Genomic DNA, 20,218 nt, shown 5'->3' on the forward strand with positions numbered 1-20,218 from the left:
GAGGAAACGCCATGCGTCCGCGTCCCATGTTCCTGCTATCCCTGGTCTTCGCCGCCACGGCCGCCATGGCACAGACGGCGACGGATCCGCCCTCGTCGCAGACAGGGAATCCGGCCAGCGCGCCCGCTCCCAAGCCGGTCACGGCACCCGCTTCGTCGCCGGCTCCACTGGTCGGTTCACCCGGCATGCTGCATCAGGCGAATCCCGCGGCTGCCGCTGTGCCTGCACGTTCGGAGGCGGGTGCGACGGAGCGGGGCCTGAACACCACCGGAGCTGCCGGCAACGCGGCAGGCACGGATGGCGCGGCGACAGGCGTAACCCAGCGGGTTCAGCGTGCGAATGCCCACGGCGTCGATGCGCAGGGACATACGCTGGATGCTCACGGCAAGCCGGTCGGTCAGGCAGCCGTCCCGATGCCAGCTCCCGCGACCACGGTTCGTTGATCCGGCGAGGTCGCATGGACTTGCGCCGGTGCGTTACCATCCGGTGAATGCCGACCCATGCGAGGTATGCGAGTGAGGATGAAGCAGGCGATCGTCGTGGCCGTCCTCGCCCTGGGGGTTGCCGGTTGTGCGGGGATGGCGTCGAAGGTCGCCCGGCTCGACGTGGGAATGCCCCGTGACGAGGTGCTGGATCGACTCGGCCCGGCCGATTCCGATCGCACGATCATCGGTTTCGAGGTGATGAGCTGGCTCGATCGCCGTCCGGGCCGCTTCTCCTTCTCCCATAAGGACTACACCGTTGTGCTGAAGGACGGAAAGGTCACCCAGTTCGGTCCGGGGCTCGTTCGTCGCGACAGCAAGACGTCACTGCAGATCGAGACAGGCGACCGCTGAGAGTGCCGGACCGCTACGGGCTATATCCATTGGCGGCGTTTGTAGATCCATAAGGCCACGTACTCGTGCAGAGCGCGGGCGGTCAGGGTGAGCGCTCCGCGTGTCGGGATCCATGGTGGTGCCGAGGCCAGCGTCGCATGACGATCGTCGGCGGGCACAGGCGTCACCTCGATACCCTCATGCCTGAAGCACCCGGCCGCCCGCCGCATATGAACCGCCGAGGTCACCAGTAACACATGGCGCAGCCCTTCGGCTTTGAGTATGGCGGCCGAGTTGCGCGCGTTCTCGTGCGTGTTCCGGCTGGTCGCTTCGATGCGAAGATCGCCATCCGGCATGCCCGAGTGTCCGAATCCCTGCGCGAGATCCATCGCCTGGTCGCTGCCCGATACCAGCACCATCGGAGCCCATCCGGCACGCCATAACGACAGCCCCATGCCTGCCCGGGTCGTGGTGCGTGACCAGTCTCCGACCGGAAGCTTGCCGCCGCCAAGTACGACGATCGCATCGGCGTGCCGCGACGTCTCCGGCGCACTGGCGACAAGCCCATCGCGCAGACGCAACGCCAGCGCTGGCGTCGCGGCCAGCCAGATCCATATCAGCGCGATCGCCGCGAGTGCGCACGCCGCACGCGGACGCCGACACAGCACGAACGCCGTCGAACACAGAGCCAGCAGCAACGCTTGCACGGCGGGATGGAGGAGGCGTGCGGCGATATCCATGTTGGACGCGATCATGGCTTAAAACGCCGCGGATCACCCGTCGGTCGAATGGCATAGGCGGGCTGTTGAATGGACGCGGCCCCCGGTTGAAATGACGATACGGACCGAGCGAAGTCACAGGGGTAGGTGTCCGTATGAAGCGTTGGAATCGCGTCGCCGCCGTCGCAGCCACTCTCTGGCTGACGGCCTGCGCCACCGGGGGAAGCAACCTTCCACCACCGAAGATGGACGCGGCCAGCCCGGTCGTCGCGTCCTATCTGATCGGCGTGGACGACCAGTTGCAGATCACCGTCTGGCATAACCCGGACCTGAGCGTCAGCGTGCCGGTCCGTCCCGACGGCAAGATCACCGTGCCGCTGGTCGGCGACGTTGCCGCCGGTGGGCGTACGACCGATCAGGTCGGTGCGGAAATTCAGCAGAAGCTGGTGCAGTACATCCGCGATCCTCAGGTCGCCGTGATCCTCACCGCGTTGCGCAGCCATGAGTACCTGTCCCGTGTGCGGGTGACGGGCGCCGTGCGCAGCCCGATCTCCATGCCGTACCGGCAGGGCATGACCGTGCTGGACGCGGTGCTTGCCGCTGGCGGCACCACCGAATTCGCGGCGCCCGACCGCACCGAGCTCTATCGGCACAACGAGGCCGGTGCCACCCAGGCATACGCCGTGCGGCTGGAAAAGATCCTGCAGCAGGGCGATCTTGCCAACAACTACCCGGTACAGCCCGGCGACGTGATCACCGTGCCGCAACGCGCCTTTTAAGGGGACATCGATGAGCGGGGAACTCGTTCCTTTCGCGGGCATGCTGCCCGCACTGATCGGCGAGGCGCGCAGACGGCGCGTCGCGATGGGCGTCACCTTCGCGGTGATCGCGCTGGCCGCGCTGGGTATCGGAGCGGTATGGCCGAAAAAGTACGAAGCATCCACGACCATCCTCGCGCAGGACGCGAGCATCATCACGCCGCTGATGGAAGGCGCGGCTTCGGCGACGGCGAACAAGAACCGCGCAGGCATGGCACGCGACGTGATTTTCAGCCGCCGCGTGCTCGATGAGGTGTTGCGGACCGGCGGGTGGCTGGCCTCTTCACCGTCCCCGATCGAGCGCGACAAGCTCATCGAGAGCATCAAGGCACGCACGAAGATCGTCAACAACCGTGAGAATCTGATCACCATCAGCTATTTCGACTCCGACCCGCGGCGTGCCTTCGAGGTGACCCGTGCCTTCGGCCAGCTGTTCATCAGCGAGAGCCTGCTCTCCAAGCAGCGGGAAAGCCGCGACGCCTACGAGTTCATCAACAGTCAGGTCGAGGCCTATCGCGGCAAGCTCACCGACGCCGAGGACAAGCTGAAAGCGTATCGCAATGCCAATGCCGATGCGCGTCCCGGTAGCGATATCGACACCAATTCCCGCATCAGTGCCCTGCGTACGCAGATCGAGAACAACCGCATGGACGCGATGCAGAAGCAGTCCCAGGCCGCGGCGCTGAATGCGCAACTCAGCGGCGAGTCCGAGGTCAACGCCGTGCAGACCGTCGGCGGCATCTACCAGGCCCAGCTGGCCGAGATGCAGTCGCAGCTCGACAAGCTCCTGCTCACCTATACGGACTCCTACCCGGACGTCGTCCGCCTGCGTCACCAGATCGAGGATGTGCGAACGCAGATGCAGAGCGCCGACGCAAGCCGTGCGGTGGGTGGCGGCACGGTCGACCGGATGGTCACCATGAATCCGGTCAACCAGCAGATGCGCGTGCAGCTGGCGACGATCCGCAGCGATGCCGCCGCCGCCTCGGCACGGGTGAGCGCCAGCGAGTCGATGCTTCAGTCCGAGCTGGAGCGCAGCAAGCGCATCGCCAACTCGGAAAACGTGACCGCCGAGCTGACGCGCGACTACACGGTCAACCGCGACGTCTACCAGGATCTGCTCAAGCGGCGCGAGAACGCGCGCGTCTCCATGAATCTCGACGCCGAGCAGCGCGGGCTGACCTTTCAGGTGCAGGATCCGGCCGTGTTGCCACTGGTGCCGTCGGGCCTGCGTTTCATGCACTTCGGTCTGGCGGGTGTCGCGTTGTCGCTGGCGGTTCCGTTCGGTCTGCTGTTCGCGGTGGCGCGTTTCGATCCCCGCGTGCGTTCGGTCGGCCAGCTCGAACGGGCCACGGGTTTTCCCGTGCTGGCCACCATTCCGTTCTATCCCACGCCGCGCGACCGCCGCCGTGAGCACCTGCAGAACATGCTGCTGGTGCTCATCGTCACCGGCGTCGGTGCCGTCTACCTGCTGCTGTTCTGGTTGAGGATGAAGGGCTGACTCATGAACAAACTGGCCGCCGAACCCATCGAACCCGGGCATGCCGAGCACCCGCACGTCGACCCGCGTACCACGCCGGGTCACTCCATCGCGCGCATGCGCGAGGCGGACGGGGCGCTGGCGCCGATCGACTGCGAGCGCAAACGCCTCATCCATCGCGAGGAATCCGTCCGACAACAGTCCGATGCCTTCCGGGGGATCCGCACGCGGTTGCTGGAGATGGCGGGCGAAAACAACTTCATCACCCTGGTCGTGGCGGTGAGCCCGCGGTCGGGAGCGAGCTTCGTGACGCGCAACCTGGCCACCGCGTTCGCTTTCGACGAGTCGAAGACTAGCTTGCTGGTCGACTGCAATCTGCGCTATCCGAATCAGCACAAGGCGTTCGGTATCGAGCCACACACGGGCGGTCTTATCGATTTCCTCGAGCATCCGTCACGCGGCATCGCCTCGATCATGTATCCGACCGGCGTACCGCGGATGCGCCTGATTCCTGCCGGCAGGTCGCGCGAGAACAGTGGCGAGTACTTCTCGTCGTTCCGCATGCGCGCCGTGCTCGACTCGTTGCGTTGTCGCTACAGCGACCGCTACCTGTTCCTCGACGGTCCGTCCGTCAAGGGCTCGCCGGATGCGCGCATCCTGGCCGATCTCGCCGACTTCGTCGTGGTGGTCGCGGGCTATGGACGCGATACGCCCGCGGCGATCAATCAGGCGGTGGCGAATTTCGATCCGGCCAAGCTGGCGGGCGTCGTCTTCAATCAGTCGCCGTGACGCGGACCGAAGGGCAGGGGGAGGGATCATGCCGGCATCGACCAGGCTCGCGCAGGCCATCGTGATCGGGCTCGCGGTCGCACCGACGGCGGTGCTTGCCGGAACCTTCGATTACACCCTGTATGGGGGGATCGAGCACAGCAACAACATCGCCTTGTCGTCGGACCGGCCCCTGAGCGAGAACGTGCTGACGCCAGGGGGGACATTCCAGTTCACGCAGCTGGGTTCGACGTTCCAGGCCAACGTGGCGGGAACCTTCGAATACCGCAAGTACCTCGAGAACCACTTCGATTCGCAGACGCAGACACAGCTCGGCGCGCAGGCCAACTGGACGATCGCCCCGGAGCGGCTGGACTTTTCGGTCGAGGACTATGCGGGCGTGCAGCCCGTGGATCAGTTGTCGGCCGACTCGCCCGACAACCAGCAGCAGACCAACGTGATCGTGCTCGGCCCCACGCTGCGCATGCGCTTCGGCGATGCGGCGCGCGGTCAGTTCGAACTGCGGTACATCAACAGCTACGCATCGAAGGTCGATGAGTTCGATTCGTCCCGCGGCATGGCCGCCTTTCGTGTCTATCGCGACCTGAGCCCGACCGATCAGCTCTCCGGCAACGTGGAGTTCCAGCGGGTCGGTTTCACCCATCAGCCGAGCACGGCCGATTACGATCGCAAGGAGGCCTTCGTGCGCTACACGAGCACGTTGGCGCATTTCGATGCGGACGTGCTGGTGGGCGGTACGCGACTGTCGTTCGACCAGGGACGCAGCACGTCGGCTCCCGTCGTACGACTGCAGGTCGGCTGGCAGCCGACCCTGCGCAACGCACTGACCGTGGCGGGTGCCTACCAGTATGCCGACGCCGCGCAGGATCTGATCACGACGCCAGGGGCCTATGGCGCGGGCCTGACCGCCGATCGCGCCGAGGCGATCGATCCGTTCGCCAACACGGGCGGACTGGGAAGGGGGGCGACCGGCACGGGCATCGGCGTGGGCAGCGCGGTGATCGGCTCGGAGGTGTACAAGGAGCGCCGTCTCGAAGCGACCTGGAACTGGCGCGGTGAGCGGCTGACCATGACCGTATCGCCGGCCTTCAACAAGCTGAGTTATCTGGACGATCCCACCTTCGACCAGACGGGACGCGGGCTGAGCGTGGGTATCGGCTACCGCCTCAACCCCACGCTGACGCTCTCGGCCTTCGCCACCTACGACCGCGTGACCTACGACACGCTCAGCCGTAAGGACAATACGGTCCGGCTGGGCCTGGATCTGGGCAAACAGATCAATCGGCACTGGAGCTGGCACGCCTCCGTCGCACGCGAGCGGCGTACGAGCGATGCCGTGGGCCAGAGCTATCGCGAGGCGGAATTCTTCATCGGCGTGGTCTACCGGAGATGAGCATGCATGGCGACCTCGACCTGCCGTTCTTTTTCGGTGCCGACGACGGCCTGTTCGGCATGTATCACGCGGGTACGCCGACCGCGCGTCGCGCGTTGCTGATGTGCCCCTCGCTGGGGCAGGACCTGATCCGCTGCCATCGCCTGTATCGTCAGCTCGCGCAAGCGCTGGCGATGCAGGGCGTCCCCGTGTTGCGCTTCGACTACCACGGTACCGGCGACGCCGCTGGCAGCAGTCGCGAGGTGGACTGGTCGCGCTGTGTCGAGGACACCGTGACGGCCGCCGCGGAGTTGCGCGGACGCGCCGGTATCGACCGCGTCGTCGCCTTCGGTGCACGGCTGGGTGGCAGCATCGCCATGGCCGCGGCGGGTCGGGCCGGTTTCACGGAAGTCATCGCATGGGATCCCGTGCTCGATGGCGGCGATTATGTGGCGGCGCTGGACGCCATGCAGGCCGCCCTGCGCGAGGACGCCGAGCGGTTTACGCGACCGCGCAGCCACGCCGATTTGGCCGAGCAATGGCTGGGCTTCGACATCGGCGACAGCTTGCGGCGTCAGCTCTGCGAGTTACGCGTCGGCACGCCGGCCGTACCTACGCTCGTGCTGGATGCGCAGTCGCTGGGTCAGTCCGCCCCATGGAACGACTTGCGGCGACTCGAGACCGCGATCCTGTCGCAGCCGCTCATCCAGGCGGTCACCGGTCGTCTGAAGGAGGTCGCGTGATGCGTGAGGAAGCTCATCGATTCGGTCGTGCACGGCACCTGGTCGGTATCGCGGGTGTGCCGGAAGGCGCGCGCGGAGAGACCGGCGTCATCGTGCTGAACGCCGGACTGGTGCATCGCATCGGTCCCTTCCGGCTGCACGTGGAACTGACCCGCCGGCTCAACGCGGCTGGCTACCCGACACTTCGATTCGACATGTCGACGCTCGGCGACAGCGGTGCCACGGGCGGCGGTATGACCCGTATCCAGCAGGTCTGCGCGGATCTCGACGACGCGATGGTTCTGATGAAAAACCGGGCGGGGTGCGAGCGTTTCGTGCTGGTCGGCCTGTGTTCGGGCGCGCAGAACGCACATGTGGTGGCATCGACCGATCCGCGTGTCTCGGGAGCGGTATTCCTCGACGGATACGCGTATCGCACGCTCGGCTACAAGCTTCGTCACTACCTGCCGCGTGTGGCGGATCCCGGCCGCTGGGCGCGCTGGCTGCGCGGGCGTCCGGGTGGCGGCGGTGCCGACAAGGCGGCACCCGAGCCCGTGTTCGCGGTGGCACCCGCGCCCCGCGATCAGGTGATCGCCGATTTCACCGGCATGGTGGGGCGGGGCATGAAGCTCTATCTCGTCTACTCGGGTGGCATCAGCAACTATTTCAATCACGCGCGTCAGTTCCGCGAGTGCTTTGGCAAGGTGATGAGCCATCCGGCGGTCACCACGCGGTACCTGGCCGAGACCGACCACACGTACATCCTCACCGGCGACCGCGCCCGTCTGCTCGACGGCATCGGCGGCTGGCTTGCCCGCAACTTCCCACCGGCCACGGCCGGGAGGTCTCCATGAATACGGTCCTGGTCACCGGCGGTGCCGGCTATATCGGCAGCCACACGGTGCAGCAGCTGGTCGCGCGGGGCGACCGGGTCGTCGTGATCGACAACCTCTCCACCGGATTCCGCGAGGCCGTGCGCGGCGCGTCCCTGGTCGAAGGCAATGTGGGCGACGGCGACCTCGTCTCGCGGGTTCTGGAAGCGCATCGCGTCGATGCGGTCCTGCACTTCGCGGCACATACGGTGGTGCCGGAGTCGGTCAGCGATCCGCTGAAGTACTACGGCAACAACACCTGCAATACCCGCAACCTGCTGGCGGCGTGTGCGGCGGCCGGCGTGGACAAGTTCATCTTTTCGTCGACGGCGGCGGTCTACGGTGCCACGGAGGCCGGCGTCGCCGATGAAACGACGCCGACGTGTCCCGCCAATCCTTACGGCACGTCGAAGCTGATGTCCGAAACGATGTTGCGCGACTGGTGCGCAACCGGAGCGATGCGGCATGTCATCCTGCGCTACTTCAATGTCGCCGGTTGCGACCCGCTCGGACGCATCGGCCACAGCACTCCGCTGGCCACGTTGCTGATCAAGGTGGCGTGCGAACACGCCGTGGGTAAGCGTCAGTGCGTGTCCATCTACGGCACCGACTACGACACGCCGGACGGCACGGGCGTGCGTGACTACATCCACGTCGACGATCTGGCCGCCGCGCATCTGAGCGCGCTGGATCATCTGCGCGACGGTGGCGATTCACTCACCCTGAACTGCGGCTACGGGCACGGTTACAGCGTGCGCGAGGTCGTGGATGCCGTGGCGCGCGCGGGCGGCCATGCGCTCAACGTGCTGGAACTGCCGCGCCGGCCCGGAGACATCGGCAAGCTCATCGCGTGCAGCGACCGGCTGCGCGACGTGCTCGGCTGGCGACCGCGCCACGACGATCTCGACTTCATCGTCCGTACCGCGCTGGACTGGGAATACCGCCTCGCGGGGCTGCACGCGCCTGTCGCGTCGGTCGCATGAACGCACGTGCCTTCCAGCGTCGGCGCGGCTGGCACGGCGTCGTGCGCGAGACACGGCGAGCGACGCCGGGCGCACCTCAAGCGATGTCCCGCCACGTGCTCATCGTCATCGGCCTTCTGCTTGCCGCCGTCGCGGCGGGCCTGTCACCCGCCAGCGGCGCGTCACCCGCTCCGGCAGGAGCGACCCTGGTCGCGAAACAACCTGGCCCCGGTACTCGGCAAATCACGGTAACCCGCCGCACTTCCGACACGGCCCCCGTCCAGGTCACCGTAGGCATCCCTTTCCCACCCGACACCCTCCGCGACCCCAGGCTTCTTCGCATCGTCGACGTCAAAGCCAACGAAGTCCCCGCGTCCGTCATCCCGACCCTCCAGTGGCACACCGGCGCCGGCGGCATCCGCGCCGTCCGCGTCCAGTTCCGCGCCACCGCCGGGATTTATCGCTTCGAACTCGGCACACCTCGCGCGATGGACGCTCCCGGCTGGCCCTACGCGCAAGGCCTGATCGATGACAGGCCCAAAGCGATCGCCGTGCTCACGCCCGAATGGCTCACCGCCTCACTGATCGCCGGCCCGCAGTCGGTGGCCGCCCGCGACGAACCCTACGCGCGCTACGTGGACGCGCAGTTCCGCTGGGCGAAGGAACTCCCGGTCAAGGACAGCACCGCCTGGCTCTTCGACCGGCCTTCCACGTTGTTCAAGGCGTACGTGCGCACCGGCCGCGCCGATTATCTCGAGGCGGCCGAGGCGAGCTATCGCTGGTACATGGCGGGCATCAAGCGTGACGGCGTTCCAGTCAGCCCGTCATGTGCCGGGGGATGGCTGCCCGACGGCAAGCCGTGCGACGTGAAGTACGTCTATATCGAACCCATTCTGCTCGCGGTCGCCCTGAGCGGAGACGACTCGATACACGACGCCGCCCTTGTCGGCAAGATGGCCGACCTCTGGCACAGCGGCGGCTGGAACGGACCGCCGGGTCCATACCGGCACCCGACTGACTACTTCACCGAGCGTCTCGCCGGCCTCGGACTTGTCGAGACGGTCGCCGCGTACGAGCTCACGGGCGACGCTCGTTATCGCGATCGCGTACTGGCGCGCATCGGCTGGCTCGACGAGCAGCAACGACATAACCCCGACGGGCTCGGCGACGACGGCTCCTGGCGCAACAGCTGGAACGTGCATGAAAACGATCCCGACGGTGCCGATGACGTGCGCGGTGCCTCGCCCTGGATGAGCGAGAACATCGTGGACGGTCTCTGGCATGCATGGCTGGTGACGCAGGATCCGCGCATCCCTCCGATGATCACCGCCTTCGGGCGTTACCTCGAACGCTACGGCTGGATCGACCCGGCGTTGCTCGTGCATCCGCACGACTGGCGCAACGAGTGCTCGGGGCCGGGCGGGCAGATCGCCTGGTACTGGTCGTCATCGAAGGCGACACCGGCAGCCCTGATGAAGATCCAGGAGTCGGAGGGCTGGTATAGCGACGGGCACAATGTCGAACTGGGCCTCCCCGTCGCGGCCGCCTACTACTTCGAGACGGATCCGGCGCAGGCCGCGCTGCTTAAGAAGCGGTTTGCCGCCTTGTCGTCGTCGTACGCACCGTCATGCGCGGCCATTTCGGACACGTTACGCCGGTTCAACTGGAACAACCGCGGTGCGGGCGTGGCGCAGTGGATGATGCGCCAGCCGGCGGGCGCGGGGCTGACCGACTCGCTTGCGCGGACGTCGCCATGACCCGCCGCCTCGACGTCCTGCGCAGCGTGGGCATCGTCACGGTGTCCACGTACATCGAGTACGCGCTCGGGCTGCTGATGAGTGTGTGGATCGCTCGCGCGCTGGGTCCGGGCGACTTCGGCCGCTATGCGTTCACCGTGTGGCTGTGTGGCTGGCTGATCGTCTGCTCCAACCATGCGCTGACCACGTCATCGACCAAGTTCATCGCCGAGGCGGATGGCATGGGCGACCTCGGGCTCGCGTCCAGTCTCGCGGCGCGCTTTTCACGAATCCAGACGTGGAGTTCGGCGAGCGTCATCGGTCTGTTCCTCGTGATCGGCTGGTTGTTCCGGCCCGCCGAGTGGGATGCGTCCCTTCTACCGATCATGGCGCTGGTCGTCGTGGCCGTGGTCGCCAAGGCCAACTACGCGGTGCTGGTGGCCATCGGCAAAGGACAGGAGCGCTTCGAGCCCGAAGCGGTGGCGACGGTGACCGGCGGCATCCTGGGGATGCCGCTCGTGCTTGCGGCCATGCTCATGCATGCCGACCTGGTCTCGTTTGTCGCGCTGTTCGCGGTGGCGTGCCTGATCCTCAACCTGGTCAACCGGCTGGTCTACCGCCGTTATTGCCGGGATTTCGCTTCCGGACCGATTCCTCCCACGCTCAATGCGCGGGTGAACCGCCACCTGAAACTCACGGCCGTGCTGGTGTTGATGGGCTCGTTTCGTGTGGGAACGATCGAGATCTTTCTGCTCAACACGTTCTCGGGATCGGTCGCGGTGGGTTACTTCGCGATTGCGGGCACGCTGACGCGCGGCGCGGTGCAGTTGTTCTCGGTCGGGCTCACGTCGACGCTGCTTCCCTACATGGCCAAGTCGTACGGGGAGAGCGGCAGTGCGCGCGCGGCGCGTTTTCTTGCCGAGGCGACGCGATTCTACTGGGCGGTGGGCATCGCCATCGCCGGGCTCGGCCTGGTCACGACGCCCGAGATCGTGCGCCTCATGTACGGCACGCGCTACCTCGATGCGATTCCCGCGATCGAGGCCACGCTGGTGTTGGGTGGCCTGCTGTTGATCGGCAATGGTATCGCGGCCTTTCAGACCGTGGTGGACCGGCAGGACGACCGTGTACGCATCGCCACTGTCGCGCTCGTCGCCAACGCGGTTCTCGGTCTGGCGCTGATTCCTGTTCTCGGGCTATCCGGCGCAGTCGTGACTTACGCGGGGACACGTGTCGTCGAGATGGTGCTTGCGGTGCACTACCTGCGCAAGGCGACCAGCGGCGCACTGCCGGTGGCGGCCATGACCCGCCTGTTCGCAGTGGGCAGCGTGGCGACGCTGGCGGCATGGGCGACCACCGCCGCCATACCGTCACGGGTCGGCTTCCTCGGCGGCTGCGCCGTGTTCGTTGTGCTTTACGTGCCGGGTAGCGTCCTGGTTCGTTACTGGACCGGAGACGACGTGCAGCTGATGGCCGGCATCGGCCGACGCCTCGGCCGGCCGGGTCGCTGGTTGATCCGTGCCCTCGAATTCATCCCGCCGGCAGTGTCCAAGGCCAGCCCATGAGTTACGTCTGTTGCATCGTACGTTCCCTCGAGACCTTGCGCGGCTACCGCGATGAGCTGGCCCGCGTCGCTGAACTGCCCGGCGCGGCCAGCGGTATCGTGCAGCATCCGGACTGGATCGCATATGAGGTCGAGAGTCGCCGGGATGGCACCGTGCCGCATGTGATCGTGGTGCGCGATGCCGGGGGGAGGGTGGTCGGCTACGCACCGTTGCTTGCGATCGAACACACGGCGCGGCTGGATCTCGCGGGGCGGCGTGTGCGCCTCTATCGCGGGGCGGCGTTGCGATTGCTTGGGTCTGGCGTCGTGGCCGGGGAGGCCGAGCGCGGCGTCGTCAGCGTCGCCGTGTCACGCCAGCTGGCGGGGGACAGTAGCGTCCGTGTGGTGCGCGTGCAGGAGGCGGACCTGCCCAATCCGTTTGCGGACTCACTTGCTCGCGGCGGGTTTCATACGGTGGCTGCGCATCTGCTGGATCAGCTGCACTGGTCGATCGATCCGCAGGTTTCGTCGGAAGCGTGGCTTTCGGCGATGGACAAGAAGAAGCGCACGGATCTGACCCAGCGTGTGGGCCGCGCCTATCGGAAGCTCGGCTGCGACGCGGCCTTGCGCACGTTCGACCGGCCCGAGGACATGCCCGAATACTGCCGCCTGATGAACGAGGTGTACGCGAAGACCTGGCACCATGACGACCTGCCGATGGACTGGGAGGCGCCTGAGCGGGTCGCGTTGTTCGAAAGGCTTACCGCCGCCGGGCAATTGATCGGTCATGTCGTGCTGCGCGACGGCAGACCGCTGGCCTACGTCCACGGTTATCGCCTCGGGGGAACCTACCTCGTTGACGACCTCGGCTATGACGAAGAGGTGGCGAAGGTCGGCATCGGGTCGGTGGCCGTGTTTCAGGCCGTGCGGGCGCTGCTCGATCGTTTCCCTGGCGAGCGGATCAGCTTCGGCTACGGAGATAACCAGTACAAGCGACTGCTGGCGACGCGCGCGGAGGCTTGCGGCTCGTTGTACGTCGTGCGCGCGACCCGTGCGACGGCGGGCTTCCGGATGTATGCGCCGGTGCGATGGATTTACCGGGGACTGCATCGCGTTCGCTCGGATCTGCGGGCACGTCGCAAGGGCTGAGCCGGGACGGCCCTCGAGACGAGGGCCGGTGACGACTGCGGTGGGCCTCCACCGCAGCCGGACGGTCTAGCGGCGTCGGGCCCTTGCCTCCATCCATTCGTACACCACCGGCAACAGCACCAAGGTCAGGAGCGTCGAGGTGATCAGCCCGCCGGCAACGACGGTGGCCAGCGGTCGCTGCGTCTCAGCGCCGACGCCGCTGGACAGCAACATCGGTAGCAACCCGAGGATCGCCACCGTGGCAGTCATCAGCACGGGGCGCAGACGCAGCGCGCTTCCGAGCAATACTGCCTGGCGGAGGTCACCCCCTTCGTCACGCTGCCGGTCCAGAAAGCTGACCAGCACGATGCCGTTGAGCATGGCCACGCCGAATACCGCGATGAAGCCGACCGCGGAAGGTACGGAGAGATATTGCCCGGTGATGAACAAGCCGATGACGCCGCCGATGACTGCGAACGGCACGTTGGCAAGAATCAGCGCCGCATGCCGGAATGAGCTGAACGCGGTATAGAGCAGCACGAAGATGCAGAAGATCGTCAGCGGCACGATCAGTGCCAGACGCTTCATGGCCCGCTGCTGGTTCTCGAATGCGCCGCCCCACTCGGTGTAATAGCCTGTCGGCAGGGTGAGTTCCGAGGCCAGCCGTGCCTCCGCCTCACGCACGAACCCGTCGATATCCCGGCCGCGCACATCGAGTCCGATGACGGCGAAGCGTTGCAGCGCCTCGCGGCGGATGAACGAATACCCCTCGGCCTGGGTGACGCGGGCGACCTGGGACAACTGCACCAGCGCGCCGGTCGGGGTGCGTAGCGGAATGCGCCCGATCGTTCCCGGCGAGGCCTTGCTGGCGTCGTCCAGTCGCACCGCGATGTCGAAACGGCGTACACCGTCGATAAGGCTGCTGACGGGTTCGCCACCGATACCGTTGCGAACCACGGTGAGTACATCGTCGGCATTGAGCCCGTAGCGAGCCAGGGCGGTGCGGTCGACCTCGATGCGCAGCTGCGGTTTGCCGAGGTTGGCTTCGAGCGCCAGGTCGGTTGCGCCCGGTACCGTCGCCAGCACGTCGCGCGCCCGGGCACTGAGCCGGTCGAGTGTGGCCAGATCGGCACCGTAGATCTTCAGCGCAAGGGTGGCGCGGACGCCGGAAATCAGCTCTTCGATGCGCATTTGGATGGGCTGGGTGTAGCTGACGACCGCGGTAGGCAGGGCCTCGGTGAGTTCCTCCTGCATCGCCGCCTCGATGGACTCGAGCGTCTGGCCATCGCGCCATGCCGACGCGGGCTTCAACGGGGTGTAGACCTCCATGTAGTTCACGTCCGCGGTTTCACCTTTCTCGGCGCGTCCGATCATGGCCAGCGTCGTTTCGACCTCGGGTACGTTGGCCTTGATCCGCTCGGCGACCTGACGCGAAAGGTCGATCGACTCCTCGAGAGAGGCCGAAGGGATCGACGTGATCCGCCACATGATGGCGCCCTCGCGCAGGTTGGGCATGAACTCCTTGCCGAGGAAGGGGATAAGGGCGAATGTGCCCAGAAGCACGACCACGGCGCCGCCCAGGACGATGCGCCGGTGGTCGAGCGACCAGTGCAGCAGATGCTCGTAGTGGCTCTTGAGCCAGCCGACTAGCCTCGTATCCCGCTCCGGTCCCGGCTTCAGAAGCAGAGTGGCGAGGACGGGGACCAGCGTCAGGGCGAGCACCAGCGAGCCCGCCATGGCGAAGCCGATGTTGAACGCCATCGGACGAAACATCTTTCCTTCCAGGCCCTGCAGCCCGAACAGCGGAAGAAAAACTACGATGATGATGAGGATCGCGAAGGCGACCGGTGTCGCCACTTCGCGAGCGGCCTGCAGCACGGCGGCGCCCCGGTCCACCGCGTCGCCTTGCGCGGCACGCTCGCCCATGATGCGGAGAGCGTTCTCCACCATGACTACCGCGCCGTCCACCATCATGCCGATACCGATGGCCAGCCCCGCGAGCGACATGAGGTTGGCGGACAATCCCCACCGTTCCATGCCGATGAACGCGATCAGCATCGCCAGGGGCAGGGTCGCAACGACGATCAGGGCGCTTCGCAGCTCGCCCAGAAAGAGAAATAGCACGACGGCGACCAGCAGGGCGCCTTCCAGCAAGGCGCGCGATGCCGTACCGACCGCCGCGTCCACGAGATCCGTGCGCTCGTAGACCGGTTTGACGACGGTGCCGGGAGGCAGCGCGCGACGCACCGTATCGAGCTTCGCCTTGACGGCGTCGACCACGCTCTTCGCGTTTTCGTCGATGCGCGCCAGTGCCTGGCCCAGGACGACCTCCTTGCCATCGCGCGTGACCGCGCCGGTCCGGGGTGCGCCTGCCTCCACGACGGACGCCACGTCACGGATGTACACCGGTGTGCCATCGTCGCTCTTCAGCACGATGGAGCCGATGTCCTCCGCGTTGCGCAGCAAACCGACGCCTCGCACGAGGTATTGCTCCCGGCCGATGTCGATCGCGTTGCCGCCGACCTGTGCATTGTTCGATTCGACGGCCTGCATCACGTCCCTGAGTGCGAGTCGGTGCGCGACCAGGCGCATCGGATCGACGCGGACCTGAAACTGTCGCTCCTGCCCGCCCCACGATGTCACGTCGTCGACACCGGGTGCCGTGCGCAGCACCAGGCGGACGGTCCAGTCCTGCAACGCACGGAGGTCCATGTCGGATGCGCTGCCGTCGTCGGTCTCGACGGTGTACCAGAAGACCTGTCCCAGGCCCGAGGTATTCGGACCCATCTCGGGCTTGCCATAGCCATCGGGTAAACGGGCGGCGACCTGTTGCAGCCGTTCGTTCACGAGCTGGCGGGCGAAGTAGATGTCGGTGTCGTCATCGAAGTAGACGGCGACGTACGACAGCCCGAACAGACTCACCGAGCGGATGGTTTCCACGCGGGGCAATCCCGCGAGGGCCGCTTCCACAGGAGTGGTCAGCAGGCGCTCCACGTCCTCGGCGGCCAGTCCGGAGGCCTCGGTGTAGACGTTGACCTGCACCGGCGTGACATCGGGGAAGGCATCGATGGGGAGCCGCCTCAGTGAGGCGACGCCAAGGGCGGCGATCGCCAGAACGCCCAGGATCACCAGCAGTTTGTAACGGAGGGAGAGTTCGACGAGACGGACGAGCATCAGTCGTCTCCCAGTTGTGAGCGCAGGAGGCGTGCTTTCAGGGCGAAGGCGCCTTTGCTGACGTAAGCGGCTCCCGCGGTCAGGCCACGGCGCACGACGGTCCAGCCGTCGCGTGTTTCGCCGACGTCCACCGCCATGGGCTCGAACGTTCCGGCCTCCTTGCCGCGCACGAACACCGTCGGTTCGTTTTTCAGCAACACCACGGCTTCCGCGGGCACGGCGAGAACGCTGGCGGTCGCCGAAGTGGCGATACGCGTTTCCACGAGTTCCCCCGGGTGGAGCAGGTCGTCCCGGTTGTCGACACGAAGGCGCACGCTGGTGGTGCGTGTGGCCTCGTCGGTCCGATGCGCGCGCTGGATGACGCTGCCGGGCCGTTCCGTTCCGTGCGCGACGATGGTTGCGGCTGCGCCGGGCCGTATCGCATCCGCGGCCGCGGGCGAGAGACGCGCCTCGACCCAGACGCTGTCCTCGGTGACCAGCGTGAACAGCGGTTTCCCCGCTTCGATGCGCTCGCCCACGAGGAAGTCGTCGGTCGTAATACGTCCCGCCTTCGGTGCGATGAGCTCGAACTGGCCGTCCGCGGCCGCCGAGCCCCGCGCGACGATGCGGGCGATCTGTCCGTCGGTCAGTCCGTAGGCACGTAACGCGGCGCGAGCCTGGTCGCGTGCGATCTTCGCTTCGCCGTAGCGACGTCCGGAGACGGCCTGGGGACCCAGTGCCGAAACGCGTGCCCAGTCCTGGCTGGCGACGATGAGGCGGCCCTGGGTTTCCGCCACCTCGATGCTCGACAACACCACTAGCGGGGTGCCGGCGGCGACCACGTCGCCGAGCTTCGCTTTTCGCTCGACGACCTGGACGGCGACGCGTGGCGAGACGAGCAGGGTGGAATAGGCGTCGACCCTGACTTCGCCCGGCGCGGTGAGGGTGTCGGTCAACTGGCGGGAGCGAAGCGTGTCGACGACGATGCCGGCATCGGCGATGGCGCGCGCGTCGAGTTTCAGCGGGTTTGCCGCTTCTTCGGCGCGTACGGGCACAAGGGACAGTGCCATCGCGAGCGCGAAAGCGATCTTCAGAAGGGGGCGATTCATGGGGTGGCATCCGTTGCGGGGCCGTCGATCCACTCGGGAAGACGGCCGGCGGCGGCGAGGTAGTCGAACCAGGCCTGCCAGGTCTGCGCTTCCAGCGTGAGCGTGGACAGCGCGGTATCGAGGTTCTGCTTGAGCTGGACGAGGTAGTCGGAGGTGTCGAGTTCACCGGCCTGCCAGAGGCGTTCGAGTAGCGCGGCGCGCTCGCCCAGGGCTCCCGTTCGGGCTTTGCGCAGTGTTTCCGCGGTGCTTCGTAATGCGCGATAGGTCATGGCGGTCTGACGTAGCGTCGCTTCCGCTTTCCATGCGGTCGCCTGTCGATCGGCGAGCGCGGCATCCGCTTCCGCCTGCGCCGCCATCACCTCTGCGCGGCCGGTGTTGCGCACCGGCAGCGGCATCGAGACGCTGATGCCGATGACCGGATCGCTCCGGCTACCGCTGCGGACCCGCCCGCCCGTGAGACTGATCGTGGGATCGGACAGCCGCGCGCGGCGGGCCACGGTGACGGCGGCATCGAGGCGTTGCTGCTCGGCACGGGCCCGCCGCAGTTCGAGGCGGTCGTCGAGGGCTTGTGCATCGATGCGATCGGGGCTGGCGGGCAGCGCTTCAGGTAGCGCAGGCCATCCGCCCGCCCGCCCGTCGTCTCGTTCGCCGCCGATAGCCGTCAGGGAGGCCAGCGCCGCCGCGAGTTGCCCCTCGATAGCGGCTTGTTCGATGCGCGCCTCGGCCAGTGCCTGCGCGGCCAAGTCCCGCTCCGGTGCGCTGATGTCACCGACACGCAGACGGTCCGCGGCGAGATGGTCGAAGCGTGTCATCGCCACGATGCGTTCCTCGCCAAGGCTGCGCTGCCGCCGTGCGAGTTCGGCCGAGGCCCACGCCTTGAGCCATTCGGCGGCGATATCGCGACGGCGCAGCGCGTAGGCGGCCTCGCTGACGCGTAAGGCGGCTTCGCCTTCGTCGACCCGGGCGCGTCGCTTATCGCTCAGATCGAGCGACAGGCTGGCCGATGCCGTGCGGCGATCCACGTCGGCGTTCTCGCCCTCGAGGGACAGCGTAGGGTTGTAGACGGGCTGCGCCGCGGCGCGGACACGGGCTTCGGCGGCGCGACGCTGGGCGTCCGCCGCCTGGATGGCTGGGTTGTCGGCCCACAACGCGTGGATGCGGTCACGCACGGCGGGCGATGCTCGGTCGAGTGGCAGAGCGCTCGCGTGGCCCGCGGCGCACAGGCACACGCACGCGGCGCCGGAAAGCGCGATGCGTAGAGAAAACATGGATGGATCTCCGGAAGAACGGACGCGAATCGACGCGACCGCTCAGGCGGTCGGCATCGCACGGTGGCGTTCGTCAGGCGATCGGGGGGCGGAGCGGGGAGCGCTCGTAGGTCGGCGTCACACCGGTACGGAGCGTCGCGGTGACGTGTACGTGCGGCACGCCAGCGAGCAGGGCGGGCATCGTCGAGGGTACGGCCACGTTATGGGCGCAGCTGCAGTGGCAGCCGCCGCCTTCGTTCAGAACGCAGATATCGCCCGGTGCGGTGTCGCTGGTGGCGACGGCGATCGTGGCACCCGCCGTGTCGACGGACGCGGCCGTCGGTCCGTCGAGCAGGCAGAACGTCGCCATGGTCAGCTTGAACAGCAGCACGGCCAGCGCGAGCACCCACACGCCGCGATGGCGGCGAAGTCGGGTGAACAGGCGTGGCGTGGCGAGATGCATGGATTGCGATGCTACTGGACGGCGCGGCTGTTAGACAATTTCAGCCGTGGGGGCGGCCTGTCGGGGGTGGCGTTGCCGGCGCGATGGTCGCGCGCAGGCGCGCTCCTACACGGTGGTTGCGGCGGTCTCGTGGGCGACCGGCTGCTTGCCCGGCTTCGGCAGCTCGAAGTCGCGATAGCGGCCGGGGTCGCCGGCGAGGCCGGCTTCGGCGGCTTTGGCGATGTTGTACATCTCGCGGGCGGTGACGTAGTGGAGGACGTAGTTCACACCATCGTTGTAGACCGCCTCGAGGTGGTCGTGCATGGCATCGGCAGGAGCGCCGAGCAGCGTGTCCATGTCGCGTTCCTGGGTGCCGTGGGTGTGCACCTTGACGAAGACCCACTCGGGGCGGCCTTCGACGTGGATGCCCGTATCGACCCATTGATCGACACGCGAGGGCGTCGGTGGGCAGCCTTTGCGCACATCGGAGTTCTCGATACGTGGGATGACGCCGAAGCGCCGGTCTTTCCAGTTGAGGCCCAGCGGCCCCTGGATAATCAGCAGGTCGCCACTCGGTTTGCCGCCCACGCGCATCGGCACGCCGGTGTCGTGCGATTTGCAGCGCTGCGGGTCGTCGGTGGCGTAGTAGATCGCATTGGACATCCGCGTCTGCGTGTCGCTGGGGGCGGAGGGCAGGGTGAAGTCCGCGTAGCAACCCAGCTCGCGCAACAGGATCAGCTCGTTGTCGATGCCGCACCAACGGCCATCGGCGCGTGAGTTGTCCAGGCACCAGTTACCGTGGATGAAGGCGAAGCGCAGCTGTCCCGTCACTGGGTCACGGGGCAGTGCGTTGTGCTTTTCATGAAGCAACTCATTGAAGCGGTCGATGGTCGCGACGAAATTCGCTTCCGTATCGTTGTCGTGATGCAGATGAATTTCGATCTCACCGTAGCCATCCGCGCAAAGCGACTGCAGCTTGTCGAGGTGTTCCTCGACGTATTCCTCTTCCGGGTAGAAGAAACTGTGCTGTGCCACGCGGCCATCCGCGTCGCGGTGGCGCGCCGCCAGTGCGCGATAATCGCTGCACCAGCGGTCCACGCGACGCCGCTGCGTATCCATGTCCACACGGCCCCAGTTCGGCTCGAAATGGTCGACGAAGCAGAACAGCACGTGTTTCGGTCCTTGCACCTTCGGCGGCTTGCGCCGGGTCAGATAGCCCCACAGCCAGTACTGCATGTTGCGTGCGCGGATGGCCACGGTGACCGCCGCCGCGACCAGCAGGAGCAGGACGAGCAGGGCGATGACGATCAC

At 66.7% G+C, this 20,218-nt stretch carries 18 protein-coding genes; 12 read left to right on the forward strand and 6 right to left on the reverse strand.

The window, feature by feature from the left end; translation table 11 throughout:
• The first annotated feature begins 11 nt into the window (after positions 1-11).
• On the forward strand, positions 12-443 hold the full coding sequence (locus FA87_RS08280) for a hypothetical protein (protein ID WP_043693755.1): 432 nt from the start codon (positions 12-14) through the stop codon (positions 441-443).
• Positions 444-521: 78 nt separating this feature from the next.
• Positions 522-836 (forward strand): hypothetical protein, encoded by a 315-nt coding sequence (locus tag FA87_RS08285; RefSeq protein WP_043693758.1) that lies wholly within the window; start codon positions 522-524, stop codon positions 834-836.
• A 20-nt stretch (positions 837-856) separates the two neighbouring features.
• On the opposite strand, the gene FA87_RS19835 is transcribed toward FA87_RS08285, so the two are convergent.
• A complete protein-coding gene (locus tag FA87_RS19835) occupies positions 857-1,570 on the reverse strand; it encodes a YdcF family protein (RefSeq protein ID WP_052191217.1) in 714 nt (237 codons plus the stop codon).
• Between the two features lie 119 nt (positions 1,571-1,689).
• Between FA87_RS19835 and FA87_RS08295 the strand changes: the two genes are divergently transcribed.
• Genes FA87_RS08295 through FA87_RS08340 form a run of 10 tightly spaced genes read left to right on the forward strand, consistent with a single transcriptional unit; the run spans position 1,690 to position 12,977 of the window.
• Positions 1,690-2,313: an XrtA/PEP-CTERM system exopolysaccharide export protein gene (locus FA87_RS08295; protein ID WP_081996515.1), complete on the forward strand. Its 624-nt coding sequence runs from the start codon at positions 1,690-1,692 to the stop codon at positions 2,311-2,313.
• Positions 2,314-2,323: 10 nt separating this feature from the next.
• Positions 2,324-3,853 (forward strand): XrtA system polysaccharide chain length determinant, encoded by a 1,530-nt coding sequence (locus tag FA87_RS08300; protein WP_043693761.1) that lies wholly within the window; start codon positions 2,324-2,326, stop codon positions 3,851-3,853.
• A 3-nt stretch (positions 3,854-3,856) separates the two neighbouring features.
• The gene (locus tag FA87_RS08305; RefSeq protein WP_239709009.1) at positions 3,857-4,621 is read left to right on the forward strand and encodes a polysaccharide biosynthesis protein; all 765 of its coding nucleotides are present in this window, start codon (positions 3,857-3,859) and stop codon (positions 4,619-4,621) included.
• Between the two features lie 28 nt (positions 4,622-4,649).
• On the forward strand, positions 4,650-6,014 hold the full coding sequence (locus FA87_RS08310; RefSeq protein ID WP_043693764.1) for an outer membrane beta-barrel protein: 1,365 nt from the start codon (positions 4,650-4,652) through the stop codon (positions 6,012-6,014).
• Positions 6,015-6,016: 2 nt separating this feature from the next.
• Positions 6,017-6,736 (forward strand): alpha/beta fold hydrolase, encoded by a 720-nt coding sequence (locus FA87_RS19840; protein ID WP_052191218.1) that lies wholly within the window; start codon positions 6,017-6,019, stop codon positions 6,734-6,736.
• Positions 6,736-7,569 (forward strand): alpha/beta fold hydrolase, encoded by an 834-nt coding sequence (locus tag FA87_RS08320; protein ID WP_043693765.1) that lies wholly within the window; start codon positions 6,736-6,738, stop codon positions 7,567-7,569. Before FA87_RS19840 ends, FA87_RS08320 begins: the two co-directional genes overlap by 1 nt.
• A complete protein-coding gene (gene galE / locus FA87_RS08325; RefSeq protein ID WP_036113549.1) occupies positions 7,566-8,570 on the forward strand; it encodes a UDP-glucose 4-epimerase GalE in 1,005 nt (334 codons plus the stop codon). The genes FA87_RS08320 and galE overlap by 4 nt, the downstream gene beginning before the upstream one ends.
• Complete coding sequence (locus tag FA87_RS20975) at positions 8,567-10,306, forward strand: hypothetical protein (RefSeq protein ID WP_197062387.1); 1,740 nt, start codon at positions 8,567-8,569, stop codon at positions 10,304-10,306. Before galE ends, FA87_RS20975 begins: the two co-directional genes overlap by 4 nt.
• Positions 10,303-11,850 (forward strand): oligosaccharide flippase family protein, encoded by a 1,548-nt coding sequence (locus FA87_RS08335; protein ID WP_043693770.1) that lies wholly within the window; start codon positions 10,303-10,305, stop codon positions 11,848-11,850. The genes FA87_RS20975 and FA87_RS08335 overlap by 4 nt, the downstream gene beginning before the upstream one ends.
• Positions 11,847-12,977: a GNAT family N-acetyltransferase gene (locus tag FA87_RS08340; protein ID WP_043693773.1), complete on the forward strand. Its 1,131-nt coding sequence runs from the start codon at positions 11,847-11,849 to the stop codon at positions 12,975-12,977. The genes FA87_RS08335 and FA87_RS08340 overlap by 4 nt, the downstream gene beginning before the upstream one ends.
• 66 nt (positions 12,978-13,043) lie before the next feature.
• Here FA87_RS08340 and FA87_RS08345 read toward each other — a convergent pair whose 3' ends face one another.
• The 5 genes from FA87_RS08345 to FA87_RS08365 form a co-directional block, all read right to left on the reverse strand.
• The gene (locus tag FA87_RS08345) at positions 13,044-16,130 is read right to left on the reverse strand and encodes a CusA/CzcA family heavy metal efflux RND transporter (RefSeq protein ID WP_043693776.1); all 3,087 of its coding nucleotides are present in this window, start codon (positions 16,128-16,130) and stop codon (positions 13,044-13,046) included.
• Complete coding sequence (locus FA87_RS08350; RefSeq protein WP_043693778.1) at positions 16,130-17,218, reverse strand: efflux RND transporter periplasmic adaptor subunit; 1,089 nt, start codon at positions 17,216-17,218, stop codon at positions 16,130-16,132. Before FA87_RS08350 ends, FA87_RS08345 begins: the two co-directional genes overlap by 1 nt.
• Positions 17,215-18,486, reverse strand: coding sequence for a TolC family protein (locus FA87_RS08355; protein WP_081996518.1), 1,272 nt, complete (start codon positions 18,484-18,486; stop codon positions 17,215-17,217). Before FA87_RS08355 ends, FA87_RS08350 begins: the two co-directional genes overlap by 4 nt.
• 73 nt (positions 18,487-18,559) lie before the next feature.
• Positions 18,560-18,928 carry a hypothetical protein gene (locus FA87_RS08360; RefSeq protein WP_043693781.1) on the reverse strand — a complete coding sequence of 123 codons (369 nt, stop codon included), beginning with the start codon at positions 18,926-18,928 and terminating at the stop codon, positions 18,560-18,562.
• A gap of 105 nt (positions 18,929-19,033) precedes the next feature.
• Positions 19,034-20,218: a hypothetical protein gene (locus tag FA87_RS08365; protein WP_052191219.1), complete on the reverse strand. Its 1,185-nt coding sequence runs from the start codon at positions 20,216-20,218 to the stop codon at positions 19,034-19,036.

Origin of the sequence: Luteibacter sp. 9133, assembly GCF_000800155.1 — a bacterium.
GTDB lineage: Bacteria > Pseudomonadota > Gammaproteobacteria > Xanthomonadales > Rhodanobacteraceae > Luteibacter > Luteibacter mycovicinus.

What these genes read in the sequence shown, in the direction of transcription:
- FA87_RS08280 (WP_043693755.1), top strand. Translation starts at nt 12, where the DNA reads ATGCGTCCGCGTCCCATGTTCCTGCTATCCCTGGTCTTCGCCGCCACG.
- FA87_RS08285 (WP_043693758.1), top strand. Translation starts at nt 522, where the DNA reads ATGAAGCAGGCGATCGTCGTGGCCGTCCTCGCCCTGGGGGTTGCCGGT.
- FA87_RS19835 (WP_052191217.1), bottom strand. Translation starts at nt 1,570, where the DNA reads ATGATCGCGTCCAACATGGATATCGCCGCACGCCTCCTCCATCCCGCC.
- FA87_RS08295 (WP_081996515.1), top strand. Translation starts at nt 1,690, where the DNA reads ATGAAGCGTTGGAATCGCGTCGCCGCCGTCGCAGCCACTCTCTGGCTG.
- FA87_RS08300 (WP_043693761.1), top strand. Translation starts at nt 2,324, where the DNA reads ATGAGCGGGGAACTCGTTCCTTTCGCGGGCATGCTGCCCGCACTGATC.
- FA87_RS08305 (WP_239709009.1), top strand. Translation starts at nt 3,857, where the DNA reads ATGAACAAACTGGCCGCCGAACCCATCGAACCCGGGCATGCCGAGCAC.
- FA87_RS08310 (WP_043693764.1), top strand. Translation starts at nt 4,650, where the DNA reads ATGCCGGCATCGACCAGGCTCGCGCAGGCCATCGTGATCGGGCTCGCG.
- FA87_RS19840 (WP_052191218.1), top strand. Translation starts at nt 6,017, where the DNA reads ATGCATGGCGACCTCGACCTGCCGTTCTTTTTCGGTGCCGACGACGGC.
- FA87_RS08320 (WP_043693765.1), top strand. Translation starts at nt 6,736, where the DNA reads ATGCGTGAGGAAGCTCATCGATTCGGTCGTGCACGGCACCTGGTCGGT.
- galE (WP_036113549.1), top strand. Translation starts at nt 7,566, where the DNA reads ATGAATACGGTCCTGGTCACCGGCGGTGCCGGCTATATCGGCAGCCAC.
- FA87_RS20975 (WP_197062387.1), top strand. Translation starts at nt 8,567, where the DNA reads ATGAACGCACGTGCCTTCCAGCGTCGGCGCGGCTGGCACGGCGTCGTG.
- FA87_RS08335 (WP_043693770.1), top strand. Translation starts at nt 10,303, where the DNA reads ATGACCCGCCGCCTCGACGTCCTGCGCAGCGTGGGCATCGTCACGGTG.
- FA87_RS08340 (WP_043693773.1), top strand. Translation starts at nt 11,847, where the DNA reads ATGAGTTACGTCTGTTGCATCGTACGTTCCCTCGAGACCTTGCGCGGC.
- FA87_RS08345 (WP_043693776.1), bottom strand. Translation starts at nt 16,130, where the DNA reads ATGCTCGTCCGTCTCGTCGAACTCTCCCTCCGTTACAAACTGCTGGTG.
- FA87_RS08350 (WP_043693778.1), bottom strand. Translation starts at nt 17,218, where the DNA reads ATGAATCGCCCCCTTCTGAAGATCGCTTTCGCGCTCGCGATGGCACTG.
- FA87_RS08355 (WP_081996518.1), bottom strand. Translation starts at nt 18,486, where the DNA reads ATGTTTTCTCTACGCATCGCGCTTTCCGGCGCCGCGTGCGTGTGCCTG.
- FA87_RS08360 (WP_043693781.1), bottom strand. Translation starts at nt 18,928, where the DNA reads ATGCATCTCGCCACGCCACGCCTGTTCACCCGACTTCGCCGCCATCGC.